The sequence below is a fragment of the Thiocystis minor genome, from assembly GCF_016653465.1.
GTDB lineage: Bacteria > Pseudomonadota > Gammaproteobacteria > Chromatiales > Chromatiaceae > Chromatium > Chromatium minus.
Genome location: NZ_NHSQ01000029.1, coordinates 20,346 through 41,298 on the forward strand (window position 1 = coordinate 20,346; position 20,953 = coordinate 41,298).

18 protein-coding genes and 2 pseudogenes are annotated in these 20,953 nt (G+C 63.6%); 17 read left to right on the top strand and 3 right to left on the bottom strand.

Annotated features, from left to right (window positions below; genetic code table 11):
- The first annotated feature begins 230 nt into the window (after positions 1-230).
- The 14 genes from CCR95_RS01865 (at position 231) to CCR95_RS01930 (ending at position 13,653) form a co-directional block, all read left to right on the top strand.
- Positions 231-1,061: an ABC transporter ATP-binding protein gene (locus CCR95_RS01865; protein ID WP_201091346.1), complete on the top strand. Its 831-nt coding sequence runs from the start codon at positions 231-233 to the stop codon at positions 1,059-1,061.
- Complete coding sequence (gene mlaE / locus CCR95_RS01870; RefSeq protein ID WP_201091347.1) at positions 1,061-1,843, top strand: lipid asymmetry maintenance ABC transporter permease subunit MlaE; 783 nt, start codon at positions 1,061-1,063, stop codon at positions 1,841-1,843. The genes CCR95_RS01865 and mlaE overlap by 1 nt, the downstream gene beginning before the upstream one ends.
- 4 nt (positions 1,844-1,847) lie before the next feature.
- Complete coding sequence (mlaD, locus tag CCR95_RS01875; RefSeq protein WP_201091348.1) at positions 1,848-2,315, top strand: outer membrane lipid asymmetry maintenance protein MlaD; 468 nt, start codon at positions 1,848-1,850, stop codon at positions 2,313-2,315.
- On the top strand, positions 2,315-2,935 hold the full coding sequence (locus CCR95_RS01880; protein WP_201091350.1) for an MlaC/ttg2D family ABC transporter substrate-binding protein: 621 nt from the start codon (positions 2,315-2,317) through the stop codon (positions 2,933-2,935). Before mlaD ends, CCR95_RS01880 begins: the two co-directional genes overlap by 1 nt.
- Positions 2,932-3,273 (top strand): STAS domain-containing protein, encoded by a 342-nt coding sequence (locus CCR95_RS01885; protein WP_201091351.1) that lies wholly within the window; start codon positions 2,932-2,934, stop codon positions 3,271-3,273. The genes CCR95_RS01880 and CCR95_RS01885 overlap by 4 nt, the downstream gene beginning before the upstream one ends.
- A 109-nt stretch (positions 3,274-3,382) precedes the next feature.
- Positions 3,383-4,660 carry a UDP-N-acetylglucosamine 1-carboxyvinyltransferase gene (gene murA / locus CCR95_RS01890; protein ID WP_201091352.1) on the top strand — a complete coding sequence of 426 codons (1,278 nt, stop codon included), beginning with the start codon at positions 3,383-3,385 and terminating at the stop codon, positions 4,658-4,660.
- Positions 4,657-5,298, top strand: a complete 642-nt coding sequence (hisG, locus tag CCR95_RS01895; protein ID WP_201091353.1) for an ATP phosphoribosyltransferase — start codon at positions 4,657-4,659, stop codon at positions 5,296-5,298. The genes murA and hisG overlap by 4 nt, the downstream gene beginning before the upstream one ends.
- Before the next feature lie 8 nt (positions 5,299-5,306).
- The gene (locus tag CCR95_RS01900; protein ID WP_201091354.1) at positions 5,307-5,960 is read left to right on the top strand and encodes a DUF3782 domain-containing protein; all 654 of its coding nucleotides are present in this window, start codon (positions 5,307-5,309) and stop codon (positions 5,958-5,960) included.
- Positions 5,961-6,015: 55 nt separating this feature from the next.
- Positions 6,016-7,320, top strand: a complete 1,305-nt coding sequence (hisD, locus tag CCR95_RS01905) for a histidinol dehydrogenase (RefSeq protein WP_201091355.1) — start codon at positions 6,016-6,018, stop codon at positions 7,318-7,320.
- Positions 7,317-8,447 carry an aminotransferase class I/II-fold pyridoxal phosphate-dependent enzyme gene (locus CCR95_RS01910; RefSeq protein ID WP_201091356.1) on the top strand — a complete coding sequence of 377 codons (1,131 nt, stop codon included), beginning with the start codon at positions 7,317-7,319 and terminating at the stop codon, positions 8,445-8,447. Before hisD ends, CCR95_RS01910 begins: the two co-directional genes overlap by 4 nt.
- A gap of 236 nt (positions 8,448-8,683) precedes the next feature.
- Complete coding sequence (gene rpe, locus CCR95_RS01915) at positions 8,684-9,367, top strand: ribulose-phosphate 3-epimerase (protein ID WP_201091359.1); 684 nt, start codon at positions 8,684-8,686, stop codon at positions 9,365-9,367.
- Positions 9,368-9,582: 215 nt separating this feature from the next.
- Positions 9,583-10,257, top strand: a complete 675-nt coding sequence (locus tag CCR95_RS01920) for a phosphoglycolate phosphatase (RefSeq protein ID WP_201091361.1) — start codon at positions 9,583-9,585, stop codon at positions 10,255-10,257.
- Between the two features lie 120 nt (positions 10,258-10,377).
- Positions 10,378-11,877, top strand: a complete 1,500-nt coding sequence (gene trpE / locus CCR95_RS01925) for an anthranilate synthase component I (RefSeq protein WP_201091363.1) — start codon at positions 10,378-10,380, stop codon at positions 11,875-11,877.
- 21 nt (positions 11,878-11,898) lie between these two features.
- On the top strand, positions 11,899-13,653 hold the full coding sequence (locus CCR95_RS01930) for an SWIM zinc finger family protein (protein WP_201091365.1): 1,755 nt from the start codon (positions 11,899-11,901) through the stop codon (positions 13,651-13,653).
- 28 nt (positions 13,654-13,681) lie between these two features.
- On the opposite strand, the gene CCR95_RS01935 is transcribed toward CCR95_RS01930, so the two are convergent.
- Together CCR95_RS01935 and CCR95_RS01940 are read right to left on the bottom strand one after the other, a co-directional pair.
- Positions 13,682-14,998 carry a dicarboxylate/amino acid:cation symporter gene (locus CCR95_RS01935; protein ID WP_201091367.1) on the bottom strand — a complete coding sequence of 439 codons (1,317 nt, stop codon included), beginning with the start codon at positions 14,996-14,998 and terminating at the stop codon, positions 13,682-13,684.
- Between the two features lie 67 nt (positions 14,999-15,065).
- On the bottom strand, positions 15,066-17,915 hold the full coding sequence (locus CCR95_RS01940) for a valine--tRNA ligase (protein ID WP_201091379.1): 2,850 nt from the start codon (positions 17,913-17,915) through the stop codon (positions 15,066-15,068).
- A gap of 129 nt (positions 17,916-18,044) precedes the next feature.
- Here CCR95_RS01940 and argH point away from each other — a divergent pair.
- Positions 18,045-19,433: pseudogene (gene argH / locus CCR95_RS01945) on the top strand (argininosuccinate lyase); the annotation flags it as partial.
- The gene (locus CCR95_RS01950; protein ID WP_201091382.1) at positions 19,428-19,826 is read left to right on the top strand and encodes a nucleotide pyrophosphohydrolase; all 399 of its coding nucleotides are present in this window, start codon (positions 19,428-19,430) and stop codon (positions 19,824-19,826) included. The pseudogene argH and the gene CCR95_RS01950, both read left to right, overlap by 6 nt.
- Before the next feature lie 91 nt (positions 19,827-19,917).
- Here CCR95_RS01950 and ypfJ read toward each other — a convergent pair.
- A pseudogene (gene ypfJ, locus CCR95_RS01955) lies at positions 19,918-20,655 on the bottom strand (KPN_02809 family neutral zinc metallopeptidase); the annotation flags it as partial.
- 76 nt (positions 20,656-20,731) lie between these two features.
- Between ypfJ and CCR95_RS01960 the strand changes: the two are divergent.
- On the top strand, positions 20,732-20,953 hold a 222-nt coding region (locus tag CCR95_RS01960), incomplete at its 3' end, for a hypothetical protein (protein ID WP_201091369.1).

The following is a 20,953-nucleotide window of genomic DNA, read 5'->3' on the forward strand; positions in this document are numbered from 1 at the left end:
CGATGGCGGATGACGCCAAAATGAGAATTGCTACGGGCTTTCGGCTTCACTTGACGCTTCCCTGTCCGCTCGCCAAAATGGCGCCCTTTGGCCAATGACGCGATGAGCCACGGTGGATGATCGTTTAGACAGGTCGAGAATCAGGAACCGAACACATGGATTACGGCAACACTGATCCACTGTCTCGGCAACCGCTTGTCGTCGATTCGCGGTCGGCCGACCGGCCCGGCATGCAGGAGCAATCTATCGCAACCGCTTCCGATGTTCTCGTTAGCATCCGCGGCCTAAGTTTTCGGCGTGGCGACAGGCTGATTTTCGACGACCTGAATCTCGATATCCGCCGGGGTTCGGTCACCGCCGTTATGGGGCCGAGCGGAAGCGGCAAGACCACCCTGCTCAAGCTGATCACCGGCCAGATCCATCCGGATGCTGGACACATCGAAGTGGACGGCGAGGATGTCCATCGGCTCGACAAAGCCGGACTGTACCGGCTGCGCCGGCGCATGGGCATGTTGTTTCAGAGCGGGGCGCTGCTGACCGACCTGACGGTGTTCGAGAACGTCGCCTATCCGCTACGCGAGCATACCGACCTGCCGCCTTCGCTGCTGCGCAAACTGGTGCTGCTCAAGCTGGAGGCCGTGGGTCTGCGCGGCGCGCGGGATCTGCTGCCGAACGAATTGTCCGGCGGCATGGCGCGGCGGGTGGCGCTCGCCCGGGCGATCGCGCTGGATCCGCTGATGATTCTTTACGACGAACCCTTCACGGGTCAGGATCCGATTTCCATGGGGATGCTGGTCGCCCTGATTCGTCAACTGAACGACGCCGCCGGCCTGACCAGCATTCTGGTCTCCCACGACGTGCGCGAGACCGCGAGTATCGCCGATGATCTGTATGTCATCGCCGAGGGCCGCATCATTGCGCACGGGACGCCGGCGGAACTCGCCGCGGATCGTTCGGCCTGGGTCCGCCAGTTCATGGACGGCTTGCCGGATGGACCGATGCATTTTCACTACCCGGCGCCCCCGCTGGAAGCGGATTTTCGCACCCGAGGGGCGCGCTGATGCGATTCGATAGCCTGGCGCGTCTCGGACGCGTTGGATTGGGCGCGCTGGAGCGGCTGGGACGGGCGCATCTGCTGCTTGTGAGTATCGTCCTGGGCGTCGGTGAGATTCTGCGCCGCCCCGGTCTGCTGTGGGCGCAGATCTTCAATATCGGCGTGCTCTCGCTGCTGATCGTCGGCGTCTCGGGTCTGTTCGTGGGCATGGTGCTGGGATTGCAGGGCTATTATGTGCTGGCCCAGTTCGGCGCGGAACAGAGTCTGGGGGTGATGGTCGCGACCTCGCTGGTCCGCGAACTGGGGCCGGTGGTCACCGCGCTGCTGGTCGCCGGACGCGCGGGCTCGGCGCTGACCGCCGAGATCGGTCTCATGAAGGCGACCGAGCAGTTATCCGGCCTGGAAATGATGGCGGTGGACCCCATTCGGCGCATCCTGACCCCGCGCTTTTTCGGCGGCGTGCTGGCCATGCCCCTGCTGGCGGCGATCTTCAGCGCGGTCGGCGTGATGGGCGGTTATTTCGTGGGGGTCGGTTTGCTGGGGGTCGACGATGGCGCGTTCTGGAGCCAGATGCAGTCCAAGGTCGATTTCGAGGAAGATTTGATCAACGGCGTTGTCAAGAGCTTAGTGTTCGGTGTCGTCGTCACCTGGATCGCCTTGTTCCAGGGGTACGATAGCGCGCCGACCGCCGAGGGTGTGAGTCGCTCGACGACACGTTCGGTGGTGCATGCGGCACTGGTGGTACTGGGAGTCGATTTCGTGTTGACGGCATTGATGTTCGGAGACTGAGCGCATGGGCAAGCAACACCGGATCGAGGTCATGGTCGGCGCCTTTATGGTGCTCGGCTTTCTCGCGCTGTTTTTTCTGGCGATGCGGGTCAGCAATCTGAGCCTGGATACCAACGCCGAGGGCTACCGCCTGAGCGCCCGTTTCGCGAACGTGGGCAGCCTCAAGGTCCGCTCGCCGGTGACCATGGCCGGGGTGCGGATTGGACGGATCGAAGAGGTGCGCTTCGACAAGACGACCTATGAGGCGGTCGTCATCGTCCGCATCGATGCCGGGATCGATACCATCCCGGAGGATACTTTCGCGAACGTCTTCACCTCCGGCCTGCTCGGCGAGCAATATCTCGGGCTGGAGCCAGGCGGCAGTCAGGAGTATCTGCGCGATGGCGACGAAATCGCCAATACGCAGTCGGCACTGGTGCTCGAACAGATGATCGGGCAATTTCTTTTCAAAAAAGCCGGAGAAAGTGGCTGATGATGAAGCGACGTCATTTTCTGATCTTCGCACTCTGCCTCCTGCCTCTGGCCTGGAGCGGAAACCTCCTGGCCGCGCAGGACGAAGCGACCGATCTGGTCAAGCGCACGGCGGAGCGGATGCTCAAAACGCTGGAGGCTCGCCGCGGCGAGGTGGAGCGCAATCCGTCCCTGATCTATGGCATGGTCGAGAGCACCGTGGCCCCGCATTTCGATTTTGAGCGGATCACCCAGGGCGCGCTGGGCCAATCCTGGCGCCAGGCCACGCCCGCGCAGCAGCGCCAACTGGTCAACGGTTTCAAGCAGGTGCTGATTCGCACCTATGCGCGCTCGCTCCTGAGCTATTCCGGCGAGGAGATTCGCTACCTGCCGGTCAAGCCCGGCAGCCGGCCATCCACCGTCACCGTCTCGACCGAGGTGCGCGAACCGGGCGCGGCCCCGATTCCGGTCGATTACCGGATGCACAACAGCGGCGGCGGTTGGAAGGTTTACGATGTCGTGATCAACAATGCCAGTCTGGTGGGCAACTACCGCAGCAATTTCGCCAACGAGATCCGTCAGGTCGGGATCGACGGACTGGTCGCGAAGTTGGGCGACATGAATACGCAGGGGCGGGATTGAGCCAGTCTCGTCTCGCGCCCTGTGGCCCCGGCCGCTGGTGTCTGTCCGGGACACTGGACTTCACGACCGTCACCGAGCTGGCCAGCGAGGGGGGCGCCTTGTTCCGGGATCAGGCCGCGCGGGGGCTGGCGCACCTGGAGATCGACCTGTCCGACCTGGAGGCCGCCAACAGCGCGGGTCTGGCGTTGCTGCTCGAATGGGCGGAGATGGCCCGCGAGCACGGCATTCGTCTGACCTATCGCCAGCTTCCGGACTCGCTGAACCGGATCGCGACCTTCTCGAACCTCCAGAGCATTCTGCCGCTTGAAGAGATAAACCACGTCAGCAACGACTTGTGACGCCGGTTCCGACCGTGGCGTCAACGATGCCGAGCATGCTCGACGCGGATTGACGCTGTGTTTCCCTTCTCCAATTCACTGCCATTATTCCGGTTTCACCAAATCATTCATGGATAAACTTCTGATCAGCGGCGGCCCCGCCTTGCAGGGCGACGTGCGCGCCTCGGGCGCCAAGAACGCCGCCCTTCCGATCCTGGCCGCCACCCTGCTGGCCGAGGCACCGGTGACGCTCACGAATATTCCGCGCCTGCGCGATATTGCTACGACCCTGGCGCTGCTGGGTCGGATGGGCGCCCATTTGACGCGCGAAGGCGACGCGGTGCGGGCGGAACCGTCCACGCTCACCAGTTGTGTCGCACCCTATGAGCTAGTGAAAACCATGCGCGCCTCGATCCTGGTGCTGGGTCCGCTGGTCGCCCGCTACGGTCGCGCGGACGTGTCGCTGCCTGGCGGCTGCGCCATCGGCGCGCGTCCGGTCAACCTCCATCTCGACGGACTGCGCGCCATGGGCGCCGACATCGCCGTTGAAAGCGGCTATATCCGAGCGCGCGCCTCGCGGTTGCAAGGCGCTCGGCTGGTGATGGACATGGTGTCCGTCACCGGCACCGAGAATCTGATGATGGCGGCGACCCTGGCGCAGGGCGAGACGCTGATCGAAAATGCCGCGCGCGAACCCGAGGTAGTCGATCTCGCGGACTTTCTGATCGCGCTAGGCGCGCGCATCGAGGGCGCCGGCACGGACCGGATTCGTATCCAGGGCGTCGAGCGGCTTGGCGGCGCGGACTACCGGGTGATGCCGGATCGCATCGAAACCGGCACCTTCCTGGTCGGGGCGGCCATGACCGGCGGACGGATCCGGGTGCTGGAGACGCGACCGGAGTGTCTGGACGCAGTCCTGCAGAAACTGCGCGAGGCCGGCGCCGCGATCGCGATCGGGCCGGACTGGATCGAACTCGACATGCAGGGACGGCGTCCGCGCGCCGTGGACATCCATACCGCGCCGCATCCGGCCTTTCCGACCGACATGCAGGCCCAGTTCTGCGCGCTCAACAGCATTGCCGAGGGCGTCGGAACGGTCACCGAGGCAATTTTCGAGAACCGTTTCATGCATGTCCCGGAGTTGCAGCGCATGGGCGCCGATATCCGGGTCGAGGGCAATGTCGCCATCTGTCGCGGCGTCGAAGGGCTGACCGCCGCGCCCGTGATGGCCACCGATCTGCGCGCCTCCGCCGGCCTGGTGCTGGCGGGTCTGGTCGCCTCCGGCGAGACCCTGATCGACCGCATCTATCATCTGGATCGCGGCTATGACAACATCGAATCCAAACTTCTCGCCCTGGGCGCGCGCATCCAGCGCGTCGCCGGGGAAAGCCGGATGGCGACGCCATGAATCTGAACGCCCCCCTGACCATCGCGCTCTCCAAGGGCCGCATCCTCGAACAGACCCTGCCGCTGCTCGCGCATGCCGGCATCGCGCCGCTTGAGGATCTGGAAACCAGCCGCAAGCTGATCCTGGAGACCAGCAATCCACGGGTCAAATTCGTCATCATCCGTGCCAGCGACGTGCCGACCTACGTCCAATATGGCGCGGCGGATCTCGGCGTCTCGGGCAAGGACGTGCTGCTGGAGCACGGCGGCGAAGGGCTTTACGAACCCCTAGATCTGGGGATCGCCCGTTGTCGATTGATGGTCGCCGGGCTTCCGGATACCCCGGTGCCGACCTCTCGACGGCTGCGGATCGCCACCAAATATGTCCACAGCGCGGAACGCTATTTCGCCGCCAAGGGTCAACAGGTGGAAATCATCAAGCTCTACGGTTCGATGGAACTCGCCCCGTTGGTCGGTTTGGCCGACCTGATCGTCGATCTGGTCGAGAGCGGCAACACGCTCAAGGCGAACGGACTGGTCGCGCTGGAACACATCGCCGATATCAGCTCACGTTTGGTGGTCAACAAGGCGTCCTGGAAGATGAAACACGAGTCCGTGAGCGCTCTTTTGGAATCGTTACGCGAGGCCGTTGGCAAGTGAGTCACACCATGGCACCCACCTATGAAGACATCCTGACGCTGTTCCGCGAAGTCGCGGAAGCTCAGAAAGAGACCGATCTGAAGTTTCAGGAGACCCGCCGGATCATCAACGAACAGTCCCAGAAAACCGATCTGAAGTTTCAGGAAACCCGCCGAATCATCAACGAACAGTCTCAGAAAACCGATCTGAAGTTCCAGGAAACCGATCGGTTGATCAGGGAACTCAGCCGGACCTTCGGCGGCTGGAGCAACCGGCTGGGCGAATTCGTCGAGGAAATGGTGCGGCCGGCGGTCGTGCGATTGTTTCGCAGTCGCGGGCTGGAGGTGCATCAGGTGATGCGCGACGTAACGGCGATCGACGACAACGGCGAGGAAGGCATCGAGGTCGATCTGCTGATCACCAACGCGGAGACCGCGATCGGCGTGGAGTGCAAGAGCCGCCTGACCCTGGAAGACGTGCAGGAGCATCTGGCGCGGCTGGAAAAATTCAAGCGACTCTTTCCGCAGTACGCGGGCTATCGGCTGATGGGCGCGGTGGCGGCGATGGTGCTGCCCGACGAAGTGGCCCGCTTTGCCTATCGCCAGGGTTTGTTCGTGCTCGCGCAAAGCGGGGACGCGATCCTCATCCGCAATGACGATCGGTTCACGCCGAAGGAATGGTAATTCAATCGCGTCGACCGACATCGCGACGCCTGACCTGACAGCGAGTGACATCCCCGTGACCGATATTCAACGTCTCTCCACCTTGGACGCCGATTTTCAACCTCGGCTCGCCGCGCTCCTGGCCTGGGATTCCGTTTCCGACGACCGGGTTCAAGGGACCGTCGCCGAGATCATCCGCGCGATCCGCGCGCGCGGCGACGCAGCGCTACTGGACTATACCGCCCGCTTCGACCGCTGGACGCCCGCCACGGCCGCCGAGCTGGAACTCCCCCGCGCCCGCCTGGCGCAGGCGTGGCAGACCATCCCGACCGACCAGCGCGCGGCGCTGGAGTTGGCCGTCGCCCGCATCCGCGCCTATGCCGAGCATCAAAGGCTGGAAAGCTGGAGCTATCGCGAACCGGACGGCACCCTGCTCGGTCAGCAGGTCACGCCGCTCGATCGCGCCGGACTCTATGTCCCTGGCGGCAAGGCGGCCTATCCTTCGTCGGTGCTGATGAACGCCATCCCGGCCAAGGTCGCGGGCGTGGGCGAACTCATCATGGTGGTGCCGACCCCCGACGGCGAACTCAACGAACTGGTGCTAGCCGCCGCCCACATCGCTGGCGTCGATCGCGCCTTCGCCATCGGCGGCGCGCAGGCGGTCGCCGCGCTCGCCTACGGCACCGAGACGATCCCCGGCGTGGACAAGATCGTCGGCCCCGGCAACATCTATGTCGCCACCGCCAAGCGCGCCGTCTACGGTCAGGTCGGCATCGACATGATCGCCGGCCCCTCCGAGATCCTGGTGGTCTGCGATGGCGCGACCGATCCCGACTGGATCGCCATGGATCTCTTCTCCCAGGCCGAGCACGACGAGGACGCCCAATCCATCCTGCTGAGCTGGGATGCTGATTTCCTGGAGCGGGTCGCCGCCAGCATCGAGCGTCTGCTGCCGACGATGGAGCGTCGGACCATCATCGCCGCCGCCCTTGGCGCGCGTGGCGCGCTGATCCAGGTCCGCGATCTCGACGACGCCATCGCCGTCGCCAATATGATCGCTCCGGAGCATCTCGAACTCTCGGTCGCCGATCCCGAGGCCATCGTCGGGCGCATCCGTCACGCTGGCGCCATCTTCATGGGCCGTTACACCGCCGAGGCGCTGGGTGACTACTGCGCCGGCCCGAACCATGTCCTGCCCACCTCGCGCACCGCGCGCTTCTCCTCGCCGCTGGGCGTCTACGACTTTCAGAAGCGCTCCAGCCTGATCATGGCCTCCCGCGCCGGTGCCGCCGAGTTGTCCCGCACCGCCTCCGTCCTGGCGCGGGGCGAGGGACTCACGGCCCATGCGCGTTCAGCCGACTATCGCGGAGATGCGTCGTGAAGGAGTTGATCGACCGGCTGGTTCGCCCCGAGATCCGCGCGCTGAATGCCTACCATGTGCCCGAGGCGGCGGGACTCATCAAGCTGGACGCCATGGAGAATCCCTACGTCTGGCCGGAGTCGCTCAAGACCGAATGGCTCGACACACTGCGCGACGTGGCGCTGAATCGCTATCCCGATCCCACCGGGCGCGCGCTCCAGGAAACCTTGCGCGAGGCGATGGATATTCCGTCCGACATGGGCCTGCTGCTCGGCAACGGCTCCGACGAACTGATTCAGATGCTGGCGCTGACCGTCGCCCAACCGGGCCACAGCACTTCGACTTCGCTCAGGGCAGGCCCTGGAGTAAGTCCTGCGGCTCCGCTTGGGGCACGTATCCTGTCGCTCGATCCCGGTTTCGTCATGTATCGGATGATCGGACTCTTCGCCGGCATGGACTATGTGAGTGTCCCTCTCCAGGCGGACGATTTCTCGATCGACCTCCCCGCCACGCTCGACGCCATCGCGCGTACGCAACCCGCCCTAATCTATCTTGCCTATCCCAACAACCCGACCGGCAACCGTTTCGACGCCGACGACATGGTGCGGATTATCGAGGCGGCTCCTGGCTTAGTGATCGTCGACGAGGCTTACTCGCCCTTCACTGACTCCAGCTTCATGGGTCTGCTGGGCGACTGGCCCAATCTGCTGGTCATGCGCACGGTCTCCAAAATGGGACTGGCCGGGCTGCGGCTCGGTTATCTGGTCGGTCCACCCGCGTGGCTGAATGAAATCGATAAGGTTCGATTGCCCTACAACATCAATGTTCTGACTCAAGCCTCCGCAACCTTCGCGCTGAAACACAAAGCGGTGCTGGATGAACAGACCCATGCCATCCGGGTCGAGCGTGCGCACCTGTTCGAGTCACTGACGCGCATCGAGACACTTCACCCCTATCCAAGCGAGGCCAATTTCATTCTCGTTCGAGTGCCAGATGGCCAGGCTAACAACCTTTTCGCGCATCTCAAGGCACGCGGGATCCTGATCAAAAATCTGCATGGCGCGCATCCATTGTTGCAAGACTGCCTGCGAATCACGGTGGGACTGCCCAAGGAAAATGCCGCCTTGATCGATGCCCTAAACGCTTGACCGAATGATAGTCATCGAACACGATCACCGGATCGGTCGCGAGGATCTGACCCGCGCGATACTCAGGGCGTGCCACTGACTGAGAATGACTGATCCCAGACAAAAGCCCGCGTGGAGGTCGAGTGAAAATCTCGCTCGCTTGGGTTAGAGTTCGGTGCTTTAAAAAAACCACACTTACAACCTGATTCTGGCCGTGCCATCCGCGCCGTGCCATGACGATCCTGGGGGACACGAAGATGGCTTCTGATCTGATCGCACCGTCCATTCTGTCGGCGGACTTCGCCAAGCTCGGCGAGGAAGTCGACAATGTGTTGGCCGCCGGCGCCGACATCGTCCATTTCGACGTGATGGACAATCATTATGTGCCGAACCTGACCATCGGCCCGCTGGTCTGCGAGGCGCTGCGCAAGCACGGGGTCACGGCGCCCATCGACGTGCATCTGATGGTCAAGCCGGTGGATCGCATCATTCCCGACTTCGCCGCCGCCGGGGCGACCTATATCACCTTCCATCCGGAGGCGAGCGAGCACATCGACCGCACGCTGCAACTGATCCGCGGCGAGGGCTGCAAGTCCGGTCTGGTGTTCAATCCGGCGACGCCCCTGAGCTATCTGGATTATGTGATGGATAAGGTGGACATGATCCTGCTGATGTCGGTCAACCCCGGTTTCGGCGGCCAGAGCTTCATCCCTGCGACCTTCGAGAAGCTGCGTCAGGCGCGCCGGCTGATCGACGCCTCCGGGTTCGACATCCGGCTGGAGATCGACGGCGGGGTGAAGGCGGACAACATCGCCGAGGTCAAGGCCGCCGGCGCCGATACCTTCGTGTCCGGTTCTGGGATCTTCAGCAAGGCCAAGGAGAGCGATCCGCACCGTTACGACAGCATCATCCGCGAAATGCGCGCGGCGATGGCCAGTTAAACCGCGTCCGGCGCACCATGCGTCGTTTCGGGCGCTCAGCCAGGTTGGCATGAATCGATCCGCGTCGGAGTCGACGCGGTTTAAGTGATTAAAGATGAAACGCTTAAACGGCGTCAGCGCCGGCGTTTTCCGGTTCATGCGAGATCAGGCCAATGCACCATCAGTGCATACTCCGCGAGACGCCGTTTAATTTTTTACCTGGAACGAGTCCACGCATGCTGCAACCGAAGATGATTCTCTGTGATTTGGACGGGACGCTGGTCGATAGCGTTCCGGATCTGGCCTTTTGCGTGGACGCCATGATGGATCGGCTCGGACGCGCGCCGCGTGGCGAGGCGGCGGTGCGCACCTGGGTGGGCAACGGGGTCGAAAAACTGGTGTGCCGGGCCTTGACCGGACAACTGGAGGGCGAGCCGGACGCCGCCGACTATGCGTTGGCCTATCCGATCTTTCTCGAACTCTATGCCGAGAATACCTACAACCGCTCGATCCTCTACCCGGGAGTGCGCGAGGGTCTCGACTTTCTGGCGTCGGCCGGTTATCCGCTCGGCTGCGTGACCAACAAGGCCGCGCAGTTCACCGAACCGCTGCTGACCCATCTCGGGATTCGCGAGCGCTTCACGCTGGTCGTCAGCGGCGACAGCCTGCCGCGCAAGAAACCCGACCCGATGCCCCTGTTGCATGCCGCCGATCATTTCGGCGTGGTGCCCGCCGAGGCACTGATGATCGGTGACTCGGTTAGCGACGTGAAGGCGGCGCGAGCCGCCGGTTTCGGGATTATCTGCATGAGCTATGGCTATAACCACGGCGAGGATATCCGCGACTCCAACCCGGACGCGGTGATCGACTCGATGGTCGAACTCAGGGGATTGTTGGCTCCCGTGGCTTAAGTCGGGAAGCGAGTACTGCGCGTATGCAAATCCAGGCAAGACCAGCAATGACCGGGCGACGATGGCGACGCCGAGACGCCTTCGCTCACCTTAAACGCTGACGCTTGCCTGGAGATTCCGATGACCCCCAAAACCTTTCGCGCCCTCGCCGATCAGGGCTACAACCGCATTCCCGTCGCCTGCGAGGTGCTGGCCGACCTCGATACCCCGTTGAGCGTCTATCTCAAACTCGCCGGCGGCCCCTATTCCTATCTGTTCGAGTCGGTGCAGGGCGGCGAGAAATGGGGCCGTTATTCGATCATCGGGCTGCCCTGCCGGACCCTGATCCGAATCGACGGACAGCGGATTCGCGTCGAGCGCGACGGCATGGTGATCGAGGAGGTCGAGACGTCTGACCCGCTCGGTTGGCTCGAAGCCTTCCAGCAGCGTTTTCAGGTCGCCGAGGTCGAGGGTCTGCCGCGTTTCGTGGGGGGGCTCGTCGGTTATTTCGGCTATGACACCATCCGCTATATCGAACCGCGTCTGGCCCGGTGTCCGAATCCGGACCAGTTGGGCACGCCGGATATCCTGCTGATGGTCTCGGACGAGGTGGTCGTGTTCGACAATCTCAGCGGGCGTCTCTTCATCATCCTGCATCTGGATCCAACCGCCGGCGACACGCTGGAAGCGGGCGAGGCGCGCATCACCGAACTCACCGAGCGTATGCGTCATGGCGCGCCGCGCGGCAACGGCGGGACAGCACGCGAGGTTAGCGAAGCCGATTTCGTCTCCGGCTTCACCGAAGAGGGTTTCAAGCAGGCGGTCGCGCGCATCAAGGACTACATCCTCGAAGGCGACTGCATGCAGGTGGTGCTGTCGCAGCGACTCTCGATCCCCTTCCAGGCGCCGCCGCTCGATCTGTACCGCGCGCTGCGCGGGCTCAATCCCTCGCCCTATATGTACTTTCTGGATCTCGGCGATTTCCACATCGTCGGCTCCTCGCCCGAGATCCTGACCCGGCTGGAGGATGGCGTGGTCACGGTGCGCCCCATCGCCGGCACCCGTCGCCGCGGCCACACCGAGGCCGAGGATCAGGCGCTGGAGGCCGAGCTGCTGGCCGACCCCAAGGAACTGGCCGAGCATCTGATGCTGATCGACCTGGGCCGCAACGACGCCGGACGGGTCGCCGAGATCGGCAGCGTGCGCCTGACCGACAAGATGATCGTCGAGCGCTATTCGCACGTCATGCACATCGTCTCCAACGTGGTCGGCACGCTCCGGGAGGGCATGAGCGCGCTCGACGTGCTGCGTGCCACCTTCCCGGCCGGGACCGTCTCGGGCGCGCCCAAGATCCGCGCCATGGAGATCATCGATGAGTTGGAGCCGGTCAAGCGCGGCATCTACTCCGGCGCGGTCGGCTATCTCTCCTGGAACGGCAACATGGACACCGCCATCGCGATTCGCACCGCCGTCATCCAGGACGGCATGCTGCACATCCAGGCCGGCGCCGGGATCGTCGCCGACTCGGTGCCGGAGCTGGAATGGCAGGAGACCATGAACAAAGGCCGCGCCATCTTCCGCGCCGTCACCGCCGCCGAGGTCGGGATCGATCGCTATGGCTGCGGGTTGAAGCGCGTCTGACCGAGCGAAGGGGTAAATCCGATGCTCGCCGATCTGATCGCCATCGACCTACTTGAAGATCTGGCCGGGAAAAAGGTTTTCTGGCGAGGTGAAGCCTATTACTCCAACGCCGCCGTCCGGCGCGTGCGGATGATCGGTGACAAACTCACGGCCAGGGTCGAAGGCACCGAAACCTATCAGGTCGAGCTGTGGGATCAGGATGGCGAGCTTGCCTACGACTGCACCTGTCCGCACGCCGCCGAGGGCAACTTCTGCAAGCATTGCGTCGCGGTTGGTCTTGCCTGGCTGGCCGGAGCGGTCGATTTACCCGACTCCGAGGATGCCGACGAGACGCCGCCGCGCGATCCCTGGCAGGACATCCGGGATTATTTGAGCGTTCAGCCGCCTGAAATTCTGGCCGGTCTCCTGCTTGAAACCGCCCGGCGCGACGATCGGCTCTACCAGTCGCTTCGGCTCAAGGCGGAGCGTCGTGGCGCTGGCGGCAATGTGGTCAAGGTGTTCCGCCGCGCGATCGACAACGCGATCTGTACCCATGGTTTCGTCGATTATGAGGAGGCTGGGGGCTTCGCCGGCGATATCGAGCAGATCGTGGATTCGCTGGAGGAGTTGCTGACACCCGAGACCGCCGCCGTGCTGGTCGAACTGGCCGAATACGCCATCGAACGTGTCGAAAACGCCATGGAGCATGTCGATGACTCGGACGGCGAGGTCGGGAGCGTCGGCGAGCGTCTGGGTCAATTGCATCTGGATGCCTGCGTCATGGCGCGACCGGATCCGATTGAACTGGCCACCCGTTTGTTCCGGCTCGAAACCACCTTGCCGCAAGGTCTGTGCAGCTTCGACGCCGTCACCTATCGCGAGGTTCTTGGCGAGGCAGGTCTGCGGCACTATCGGGAACTGGTCGAAACCGAGTGGCGCGAACTCGGTCCCCGCAGCAGCAAGAGCGCTTACGACACCCATCGATCACAGATCACCCGCCTCATGGAGCGACTGGCCGAGGCCAGCGGCGATATCGAGGAACTGGTGTCGATCCGCTCGCAAGACCTCACCTCCGCCTATCGTTATCTCGACATCGCCCAGCTTTGGGCCAAGGCCGGAGAGCCCGAGAAGGCGCTGGACTGGGCGGAACGCGGACTCAAGGCATTCCCCGAGCGACCGGACAACCGTCTGCGCGATTATCTGGTCGCGGCCTATCTCGACCGCGGACGCCATGACGAGGCGCTGCAACTGACCTGGATTCAGTTCGAGGAACAGCCGGAACTCGCGCATTATCAGAAGCTCCATGCGGTTGCCAACAAGCTCGGTCGCTGGCCTGAACAACGCGAACGGGCGCTCGCTTGGCTGGACGAGACCATCGTCCGCGAGGCCGCCACGACCAACCGCTGGAAGACGACGCCATCGGTTCCCGATTATTCGCGGCGGCTTGAAATCGCCTTGTGGGAGAAGGATCTGGACGCCGCCTGGGCGACCGCCCAGCAAGGCGCTTCGGCGTCGCTCAGCGCGGGCACCTGCGACCGTCGTTTGCTGATCGCACTCGCCGGCCAGCTCGAAGCCTCGCGACCCGAGGACGCCATCGCGCTCTATCGGCGCGTGGTGCCGCCCATCGTCCAGCAGACCAATAACACGGCCTACGACGAGGCGATCAAGCTAATCCGCAAGATCGGCGGCTTGATGAAGACGCTGGATCGGACGCGGCAATTCGCGGATTACTTGGCCGAACTGCGGGTCCAGTACAAGCCGAAGCGCAATTTCATCAAACTGCTCGACAGGGTCTGAATCGTTTTTCTTTGAGTCCTTTGCGGTTTCACCCGCCGGATTTCGGTTTGAACGTCTCGCCCTGCAGCACGCCGGTCTCGCCCTCGCGACGGGCGATGATCACCGCCCCGCAGCTATCGCTGAAGACATTGACCGCGGTTCGCATCATGTCGAGGATGCGGTCGACCGCCAGAATCAGCCCGATGCCCTCTAGCGGCAACCCGACCGCAGCCAGGATGACGGTGATGGCGACCAGACTCGCGGCCGGGATGCCGGCCACCCCGATCGAGGTCATGAGCGCCAGGATCACGATGACGAATTGCGAGGCAAACGACAGCTCGATCCCATACGCCTGCGCGATGAACATGACCACCACGCACTCGTAAAGCGCGGTTCCGTCCATGTTGATGGTCGCGCCCAGCGGAATCACGAAGCTGGTGACCTTGTTCGAGACCCCGGCGTTCTTTTCCAGGCACTCCATGGTAACCGGCACGGTGGCGGACGAGGACGCGGTCGAGAAGGCGGTCAGCAGCGCCGCGCTCATGGCCTGGAAGTGGCGAATAGGACTGACCCCGCCGATGAAGCGCAACAGCAGCGGCAGCACTAGAAACGTATGGATGGCGAGCCCCATCGCGACGGTCAGGAAGAAGAGCGCCAGCGGACCGAGCGCCGCCAGACCCGTGTCGGCCACGGTGCGGGCCACCAGCGCGAAAACCCCGATGGGAGCGAAGCGCATGACGAGATCGGTGATCTTCATCATGATCTCGAACATGCCCTGCCAGAAATTGTACTGAGCCTCCGCGTAGACCGGCGCGACGCGAGTGAGAAAGAACCCGTAGAGCAGACCGAAGAAGATCAGGCCGAGCATCTCGCCATTCGCCGCGGCGGACACCACGTTCGCGGGGATCATGCGCAGGAAGACGTCGACCACGTCGCTGCCGTCCCGACCGCTCAGTTGTTCCTGGAGTGCCGTGGCGTCCGCGCTGAAGCCGAAGACCGCCTTCGGATCGCCGTCCACCACACCCGGCTGGATCAGGTTCACGAGAAACAGCCCGACCAGCACGGCCAGCAGCGTGGTGGTGGCGTAATAGCCGATCGTCTTCGCGCCCAGTCGCTTGAGATCGCTCGCCCCGCCGATCCCGGAAATCCCGACGATCATCGACGACAGGATCAGCGGCACGATCAGCATTTTGAGTGCGTTGAGAAACAATTGCCCGAGAAAATCGAGCGAGGAATAGAGACTGGCGCCGAAGAATCCAGCCTCGCGGCCGACCAGAAGTCCCACGGTGACGGCGAGAACCAGGGCGATCAGGATTTGCCAGTGGAGCTTAAACCGCGTCCGGCGCGACAGGTGTTGTGTGTGCATCGAATCGGCCTCGTCCGAGCCAGCAAGCGTTATCGCTGACACGGTTTAAGTTGTTGATGATTTAGAATTACAGCGCAGCGATTTTTGCTCGTTGGGATTGCAGGTTGCTAATCGCCGCCGCGTGCTCGGCCAGCTTGGCGCGCTCTTTCCCGACCACCGCCTCGGGCGCCTTGTCGACGAAACTCGGGTTGGCGAGCTTTTGCTCGGTGCGGGCGCTGTCGTCGGTCAGGCGCGCGATTTCCTTGTCCAGCCGCTTGAGTTCGGCGTCCTTGTCGATCAGCCCAGCCATCGGGATCAGGAGCTTCATGGCGCCGACCAGCGCGATGGCCGATTCGGGCGCGGCGTGCTCGTCATCGAGAAGGGTGATGGACTCGGTGCGGGCGAGAAAATCCAAATAGGGCCGGGCGCTGTCGAGCCAGCGCCGATCCTGTTCGGAGGCGTTGGCCACCAGCACCGGAAGCGGTTTGCCGGGCGCGATGTTCATCTCGCCCTTGATGCGGCGGACCCCAAGGATGCACTGCTTGACCCAGTCGATCTCGCCGACCGCCTGCTGATCCTCGGCGGTCGTATCGGCGATCGGGAAGGGGGCGAGCATGATGGTGTCCCCATCGACACCCGCCAGTGGCTTAACCTTCTGCCAAATCTCCTCGGTGATAAACGGCATGATCGGATGAGCGAGGCGCAGCAGGGTCTCCAGCGTGGCGACCAGAGTCCGGCGGGTGCCGCGTTTGGCGGCATCCGAGGCAGTCTCGCCCGTGAGCACCGGCTTGGACAGTTCCAGATACCAGTCGCAGAAGTCGTTCCAAGTGAATTCATAGAGCGCCTGGGCGGCGAGGTCGAAGCGGTAGCCCTCGATGGCGGCGGTGACGGTGGCGATGGTGGCGTTGAGTCGGGCGCGGATCCAGCGGTCGGCGGCGCTCAGTTCAATCGGGTCGGATCCCAGACCGCAATCCTGCTCCTCGGTGTTCATCAGCACATAGCGCGAGGCGTTCCAGAGCTTGTTGCAGAAATTACGGTAGCCTTCGGTGCGGCTCAGGTCGAACTTGATGTCGCGTCCGGTGGTGGCGAGCGCGGCGAAGGTGAAGCGCAGGGCGTCGGTGCCGAAGGCGGGGATGCCGTCGGGGAAATCCTTGCGCGTGTCCTTGGCGATCTTGTCGGCGAGATGCGGCTGCATCATGCCCTTGGTGCGCTTCTCGACCAGCGCCTCCAGCTCGATGCCGTCGATCAGATCGATGGGGTCAAGCACGTTGCCTTTGGACTTGGACATCTTGTCGCCGTGGGCGTCGCGCACCAGTCCATGGATGTAGACCTCCCGAAAGGGCACGTCCCCCATGAACTTGAGCCCCATCATGATCATCCGGGCGACCCAGAAAAAGATGATGTCGAAGCCGGTGACCAGCACCGAGGTCGGGTAAAAGGTCTGGAGCCGGTCGGTCTGCTCCGGCCAGCCGAGCGTACTGAAGGGCCAGAGCGCGGAGCTGAACCAGGTGTCGAGCACGTCGGGATCCTGGACCAGCACCACCTCGGGGCCGAACCGATGCTTGTCGCGGATCTCCTGCTCGGTGCGCCCGACATAGACATTGCCCTCGCAGTCGTACCAGGCCGGGATGCGGTGCCCCCACCAGATCTGACGGCTGATGCACCAGTCCTGGATGTTGCGCATCCACTCGAAATAGGTGTTCTTCCAGTTGTCCGGGACGAAACGGATATCGCCGTTTTCGACCGCCTTGATCGCCGGATCGGCCAGCGGCTGCACGCGCACGTACCATTGATCGGTCAGATAAGGCTCGATGACCGCGCCGGAACGGTCGCCGCGTGGCTGTTGCAACCGGTGATCCTTGACCGCCGCCAGCAGGCCGAGCGATTCCAGGTCGGCGACGATCCGCTTGCGCGCCTCGTAACGGTCGAGCCCGATATAGGCAGCGGGCAGCAACTGACCTTCTTCGGGTTCGTTGTCACGGACTGCCGCATCGGGCGTGAAGATGTTGACGAGCCCGCCATGCGGCTGATTGGCGATGCTCGTCTCGTCGCGATGGCGCAGCCAGACCTGATGGTCGTTGAAATCGTGCGCCGGGGTGATCTTGACGCAGCCGGTGCCGAACGCGGGGTCGGCGTGCTCGTCGGCGAGGATGGGGATGCGCCGACCGGTCAGCGGCAGCTCGACGAACTCGCCGATCAGGTGTCTGTAGCGCTCGTCCTCCGGGTTGACGGCCACCGCGCAGTCGCCGAGCAGGGTCTCTGGGCGGGTGGTGGAGACCACCAGATACAGCGGTTCCGGCGCGCCGAGCGGCTGGATCAAGGGATAGCGCATATCCCACATGTGGCCGCTTTCTTCCTCGGAGATGACCTCTAGGTCCGACACCGCCGTGTGCAGCACCGGATCCCAGTTCACCAGCCGCTTGCCGCGATAGATCAGCCCCTCCTCGAACAGTCGCACGAAGACCTCGCGCACCGCCTCGGACAAGCCTTCGTCCATGGTGAAACGCTCATGCGCCCAGTCCAGCGACGAACCCATGCGGCGCAATTGGCGGGTGATGGTGCCGCCGGACTCGGCCTTCCACTCCCAAACCCGCTCGGTGAAACGCTCGCGGCCATAGTCATGGCGGGTCTGGCCCTCGGCATTGATCAGCCGTTCCACGACCATCTGGGTCGCGATGCCGGCGTGATCCGTACCCGCCTGCCAGAGCGTGCGGTCGCCCTTCATCCGACGATAGCGGATCAGGGCATCCATGATGGTGTCCTGGAAGGCGTGCCCCATGTGCAGACTGCCGGTCACGTTGGGCGGCGGGATCATGATGCAATAAGCGCTATCCTCTTCGTTGCGCGCGGTCGCGGCCGGAACGAAGTAGCCTTGCTCCTCCCAAGACCGATACCAGTTTTTTTCCAGGGTTTGAGGATCGTAGTTTTTATCCAGCATGGTGCTCAGGCTCGTGGTCGCGCGCGCGAAATGACTCATTATAACTGATGGATCGTCAGCGCTTGCCGGCGGTCAGCGATTCGTCATGAGCGTGTAGAATCGCGTCTTTGCCACCCGTTGGACCCCCGCATGAATGAGCCAACCCAATCCGCCAAACCCTGGGCCGGGCGCTTCAACGCGCCGACCGACGCCTTCGTCGAGGCATTTACCGCCTCCGTCGACTTCGATCGGCGCCTCTACCGCTACGACATTCAGGGTTCGATCGCCCACGCCACCATGCTCGCCCGTCAGGGTATTCTGACCGCGGCCGAGCGCGACGCCATCGTCGCGGGTCTGGAAGCGGTGCGCGCGCGCATCGATGCCGGCGAATTCGCCTGGTCGATCCCGCTGGAGGATGTCCACATGAACGTGGAGTCCGCGCTCACCGCCGACATCGGCGAGGCCGGCAAGAAGCTACACACCGGACGCTCGCGCAACGATCAAGTCGCCACCGACGTGCGGCTCTGGCTGCGCGACGAGATCGACGCCATCCGCGCCGCGATTGTGCGACTCCAGCAAGCGCTGCTCGATCTGGCCGAGCGCGAGGCCGACACCATCCTGCCCGGCTTCACGCATCTTCAGGTCGCCCAGCCCATCACCTTCGGTCATCACATGCTGGCCTGGTTCGAGATGCTGGAGCGCGACCGCGAGCGTCTCGCCGACTGTCGTCGACGGATGAACGTGATGCCGCTCGGTGCCGCCGCCTTGGCCGGCACCACGTACCCCATCGATCGCCACTACACCGCCGAACTGCTCGGCTTCGACCGCCCGGCCGAAAACTCGCTGGATGCCGTCTCGGATCGCGACTTCGCCATCGAATTCACCGCCGACGCCGCCATCCTCATGATGCATCTGTCGCGCTTCTCAGAAGAACTCATCCTCTGGTCCTCGGCCCAGTTCGGCTTCGTCGATCTGTCGGACAGTTTCTGCACCGGCTCCTCGATCATGCCGCAGAAGAAAAACCCCGACGTGCCCGAACTAGTCCGCGGCAAGAGCGGGCGTGTCTTCGGTCATCTGATGGGTCTGCTGACCCTGATGAAAGGTCAGCCGCTGGCCTACAACAAAGACAATCAGGAGGACAAGGAACCGCTGTTCGACACCGTCGACAACCTCAAGGGCTCGCTCAAGGTCTATGCGGACATGATGGGCAACCTGACTTGCAACCGCGAGCGCATGCGCGCCGCCGCCAAGCAGGGGTTCAGTACCGCCACCGATCTGGCCGATTATCTCGTGCGCCGGGGCATTCCCTTTCGCGACGCCCATGAAATCGTCGGCAAGGCGGTCGCGCTCGGGGTGCACGAGGGGCGCGATCTGGCCGACCTGACGCTGGCCGAACTGCGCCAGTTCTCGGCGGCCATCGGCGAGGAGGTCTTTGCCGTGCTGACGCTGGAAGGCTCGGTCGCGGCCCGCGATCACCTCGGGGGGACGGCCCCAGCGCAGGTGCGTGCCGCGATCGCGCGCGGGCGGGGGCGGCTGAACGCCGCGGGTCAGAACCTTGCGGAGAATTCCAACCCGCATCCAACCAGTCTCGACCAGCTCAACGCCCGTCTGCTCCAGTTCGCCCGCGAGCGCGATTGGGAGCAGTTTCATTCGCCCAAGAATCTCGCCATGGCACTCGCCGGCGAGGCCGGTGAGTTGCTGGAGCATTTTCAGTGGCTCACGGAGGCGCAGAGTGCCGCGCTGGAGGACGGGAAAAAGCGGCAGGTTGCCCATGAACTGGCGGATATTCTGCTGTATCTGATCCGTCTGTCCGAACGGCTGGGGGTGGATCTGATCGCCGCGGCCGAGGAGAAGATCGCGATCAACGAACAACGGTATCCGGCGGAAAAAGTGCGCGGGGATGCGCGGCGGGCGGGTGAATATCCGGATTGATCGGGGTTGCCGGTGTGGGGCGGGCCGTCTTCCGTCGGGCGTTTGGGTGTGAATCGCCGACGACAAGTCGGCGTCCCCAGATGCCGTGATCTTATTGCCGCTCGTCTGCAAAGGTATCGCAGGCGGCGAGCGTGCCCTCCTGAAGACCGCGCTTGAACCAACGCACCCGCTGCGCGGAGCTGCCGTGCGTGAAGCTGTCCGGGCGGACATAGCCGCGGCTCTGGCGCTGAAGGTGGTCGTCGCCGATGGCCGAGGCGGCGTTCAGGCCCTCCTCGATGTCGCCCTGTTCCAGGATATTGCGGGCCTGATGGGCGCGTTTCGCCCAGAGCCCGGCGAAACAGTCGGCCTGGAGTTCCAGTCGCACCGAAAGCGCATTGGCCTCGGTCTGACTTGCCCGCTGGCGCAGCGTGTCGACCTGATCGGAGATGCCGAGGAGATTCTGGACGTGATGGCCGATCTCGTGCGCGATGACGTAGGCCTGCGCGAAGTCGCCAGGGGCGCCCAGGCCGTCGCGCAGCTCGCGATAAAAGTCCAGATCGATATAGACCTTGCGATCGGCGGGGCAGTAGAAGGGCCCCATGGCGGCCTTGCCGAGTCCGCAGGCGGAGCGGGTCATACCCGTGTACATCACCAGCTTGGGGTCGCTGTAGCGTTCGCCTCGCTCCCGGAAGATCGCGCTCCAGGTATCCTCGGTATCGGCGAGAATCACCGAGACGAAATCCGCCAGTTCGTCCTGCCCCGAGGCGCGTCGATTCGGGGTTTGAGACGGACCTGGCTCGAATGGTGACGGGCGGCTTTGCCCCATCGGCGCCTGCTGGGGGGGGGCAACACCCATACGCGCCAACATAGCCGGCAAGCCCTTGAAAATCAGTGGAGAGGCGCGATCTGTTGGGCATTTTGCCGCCATGCTCCGCGCCCCCCAGCCCGTCGATCTCGCGTTTGAAGCGTTTCTGAAGGAATTGCCACCCGAGTACGCGACGATGGCGCGTGAGTTCAAGGCATTCGCCCGCCCGCGCAAGCTCAAGACGCCGGCGCAATTGCTGCAAGTGGTGATGCTGTCTTGTGGGTTGGATCAGGCACTGCGAACGACTGCCGGGAGCTTCACGCGGCTGGAGGAACGCATCACC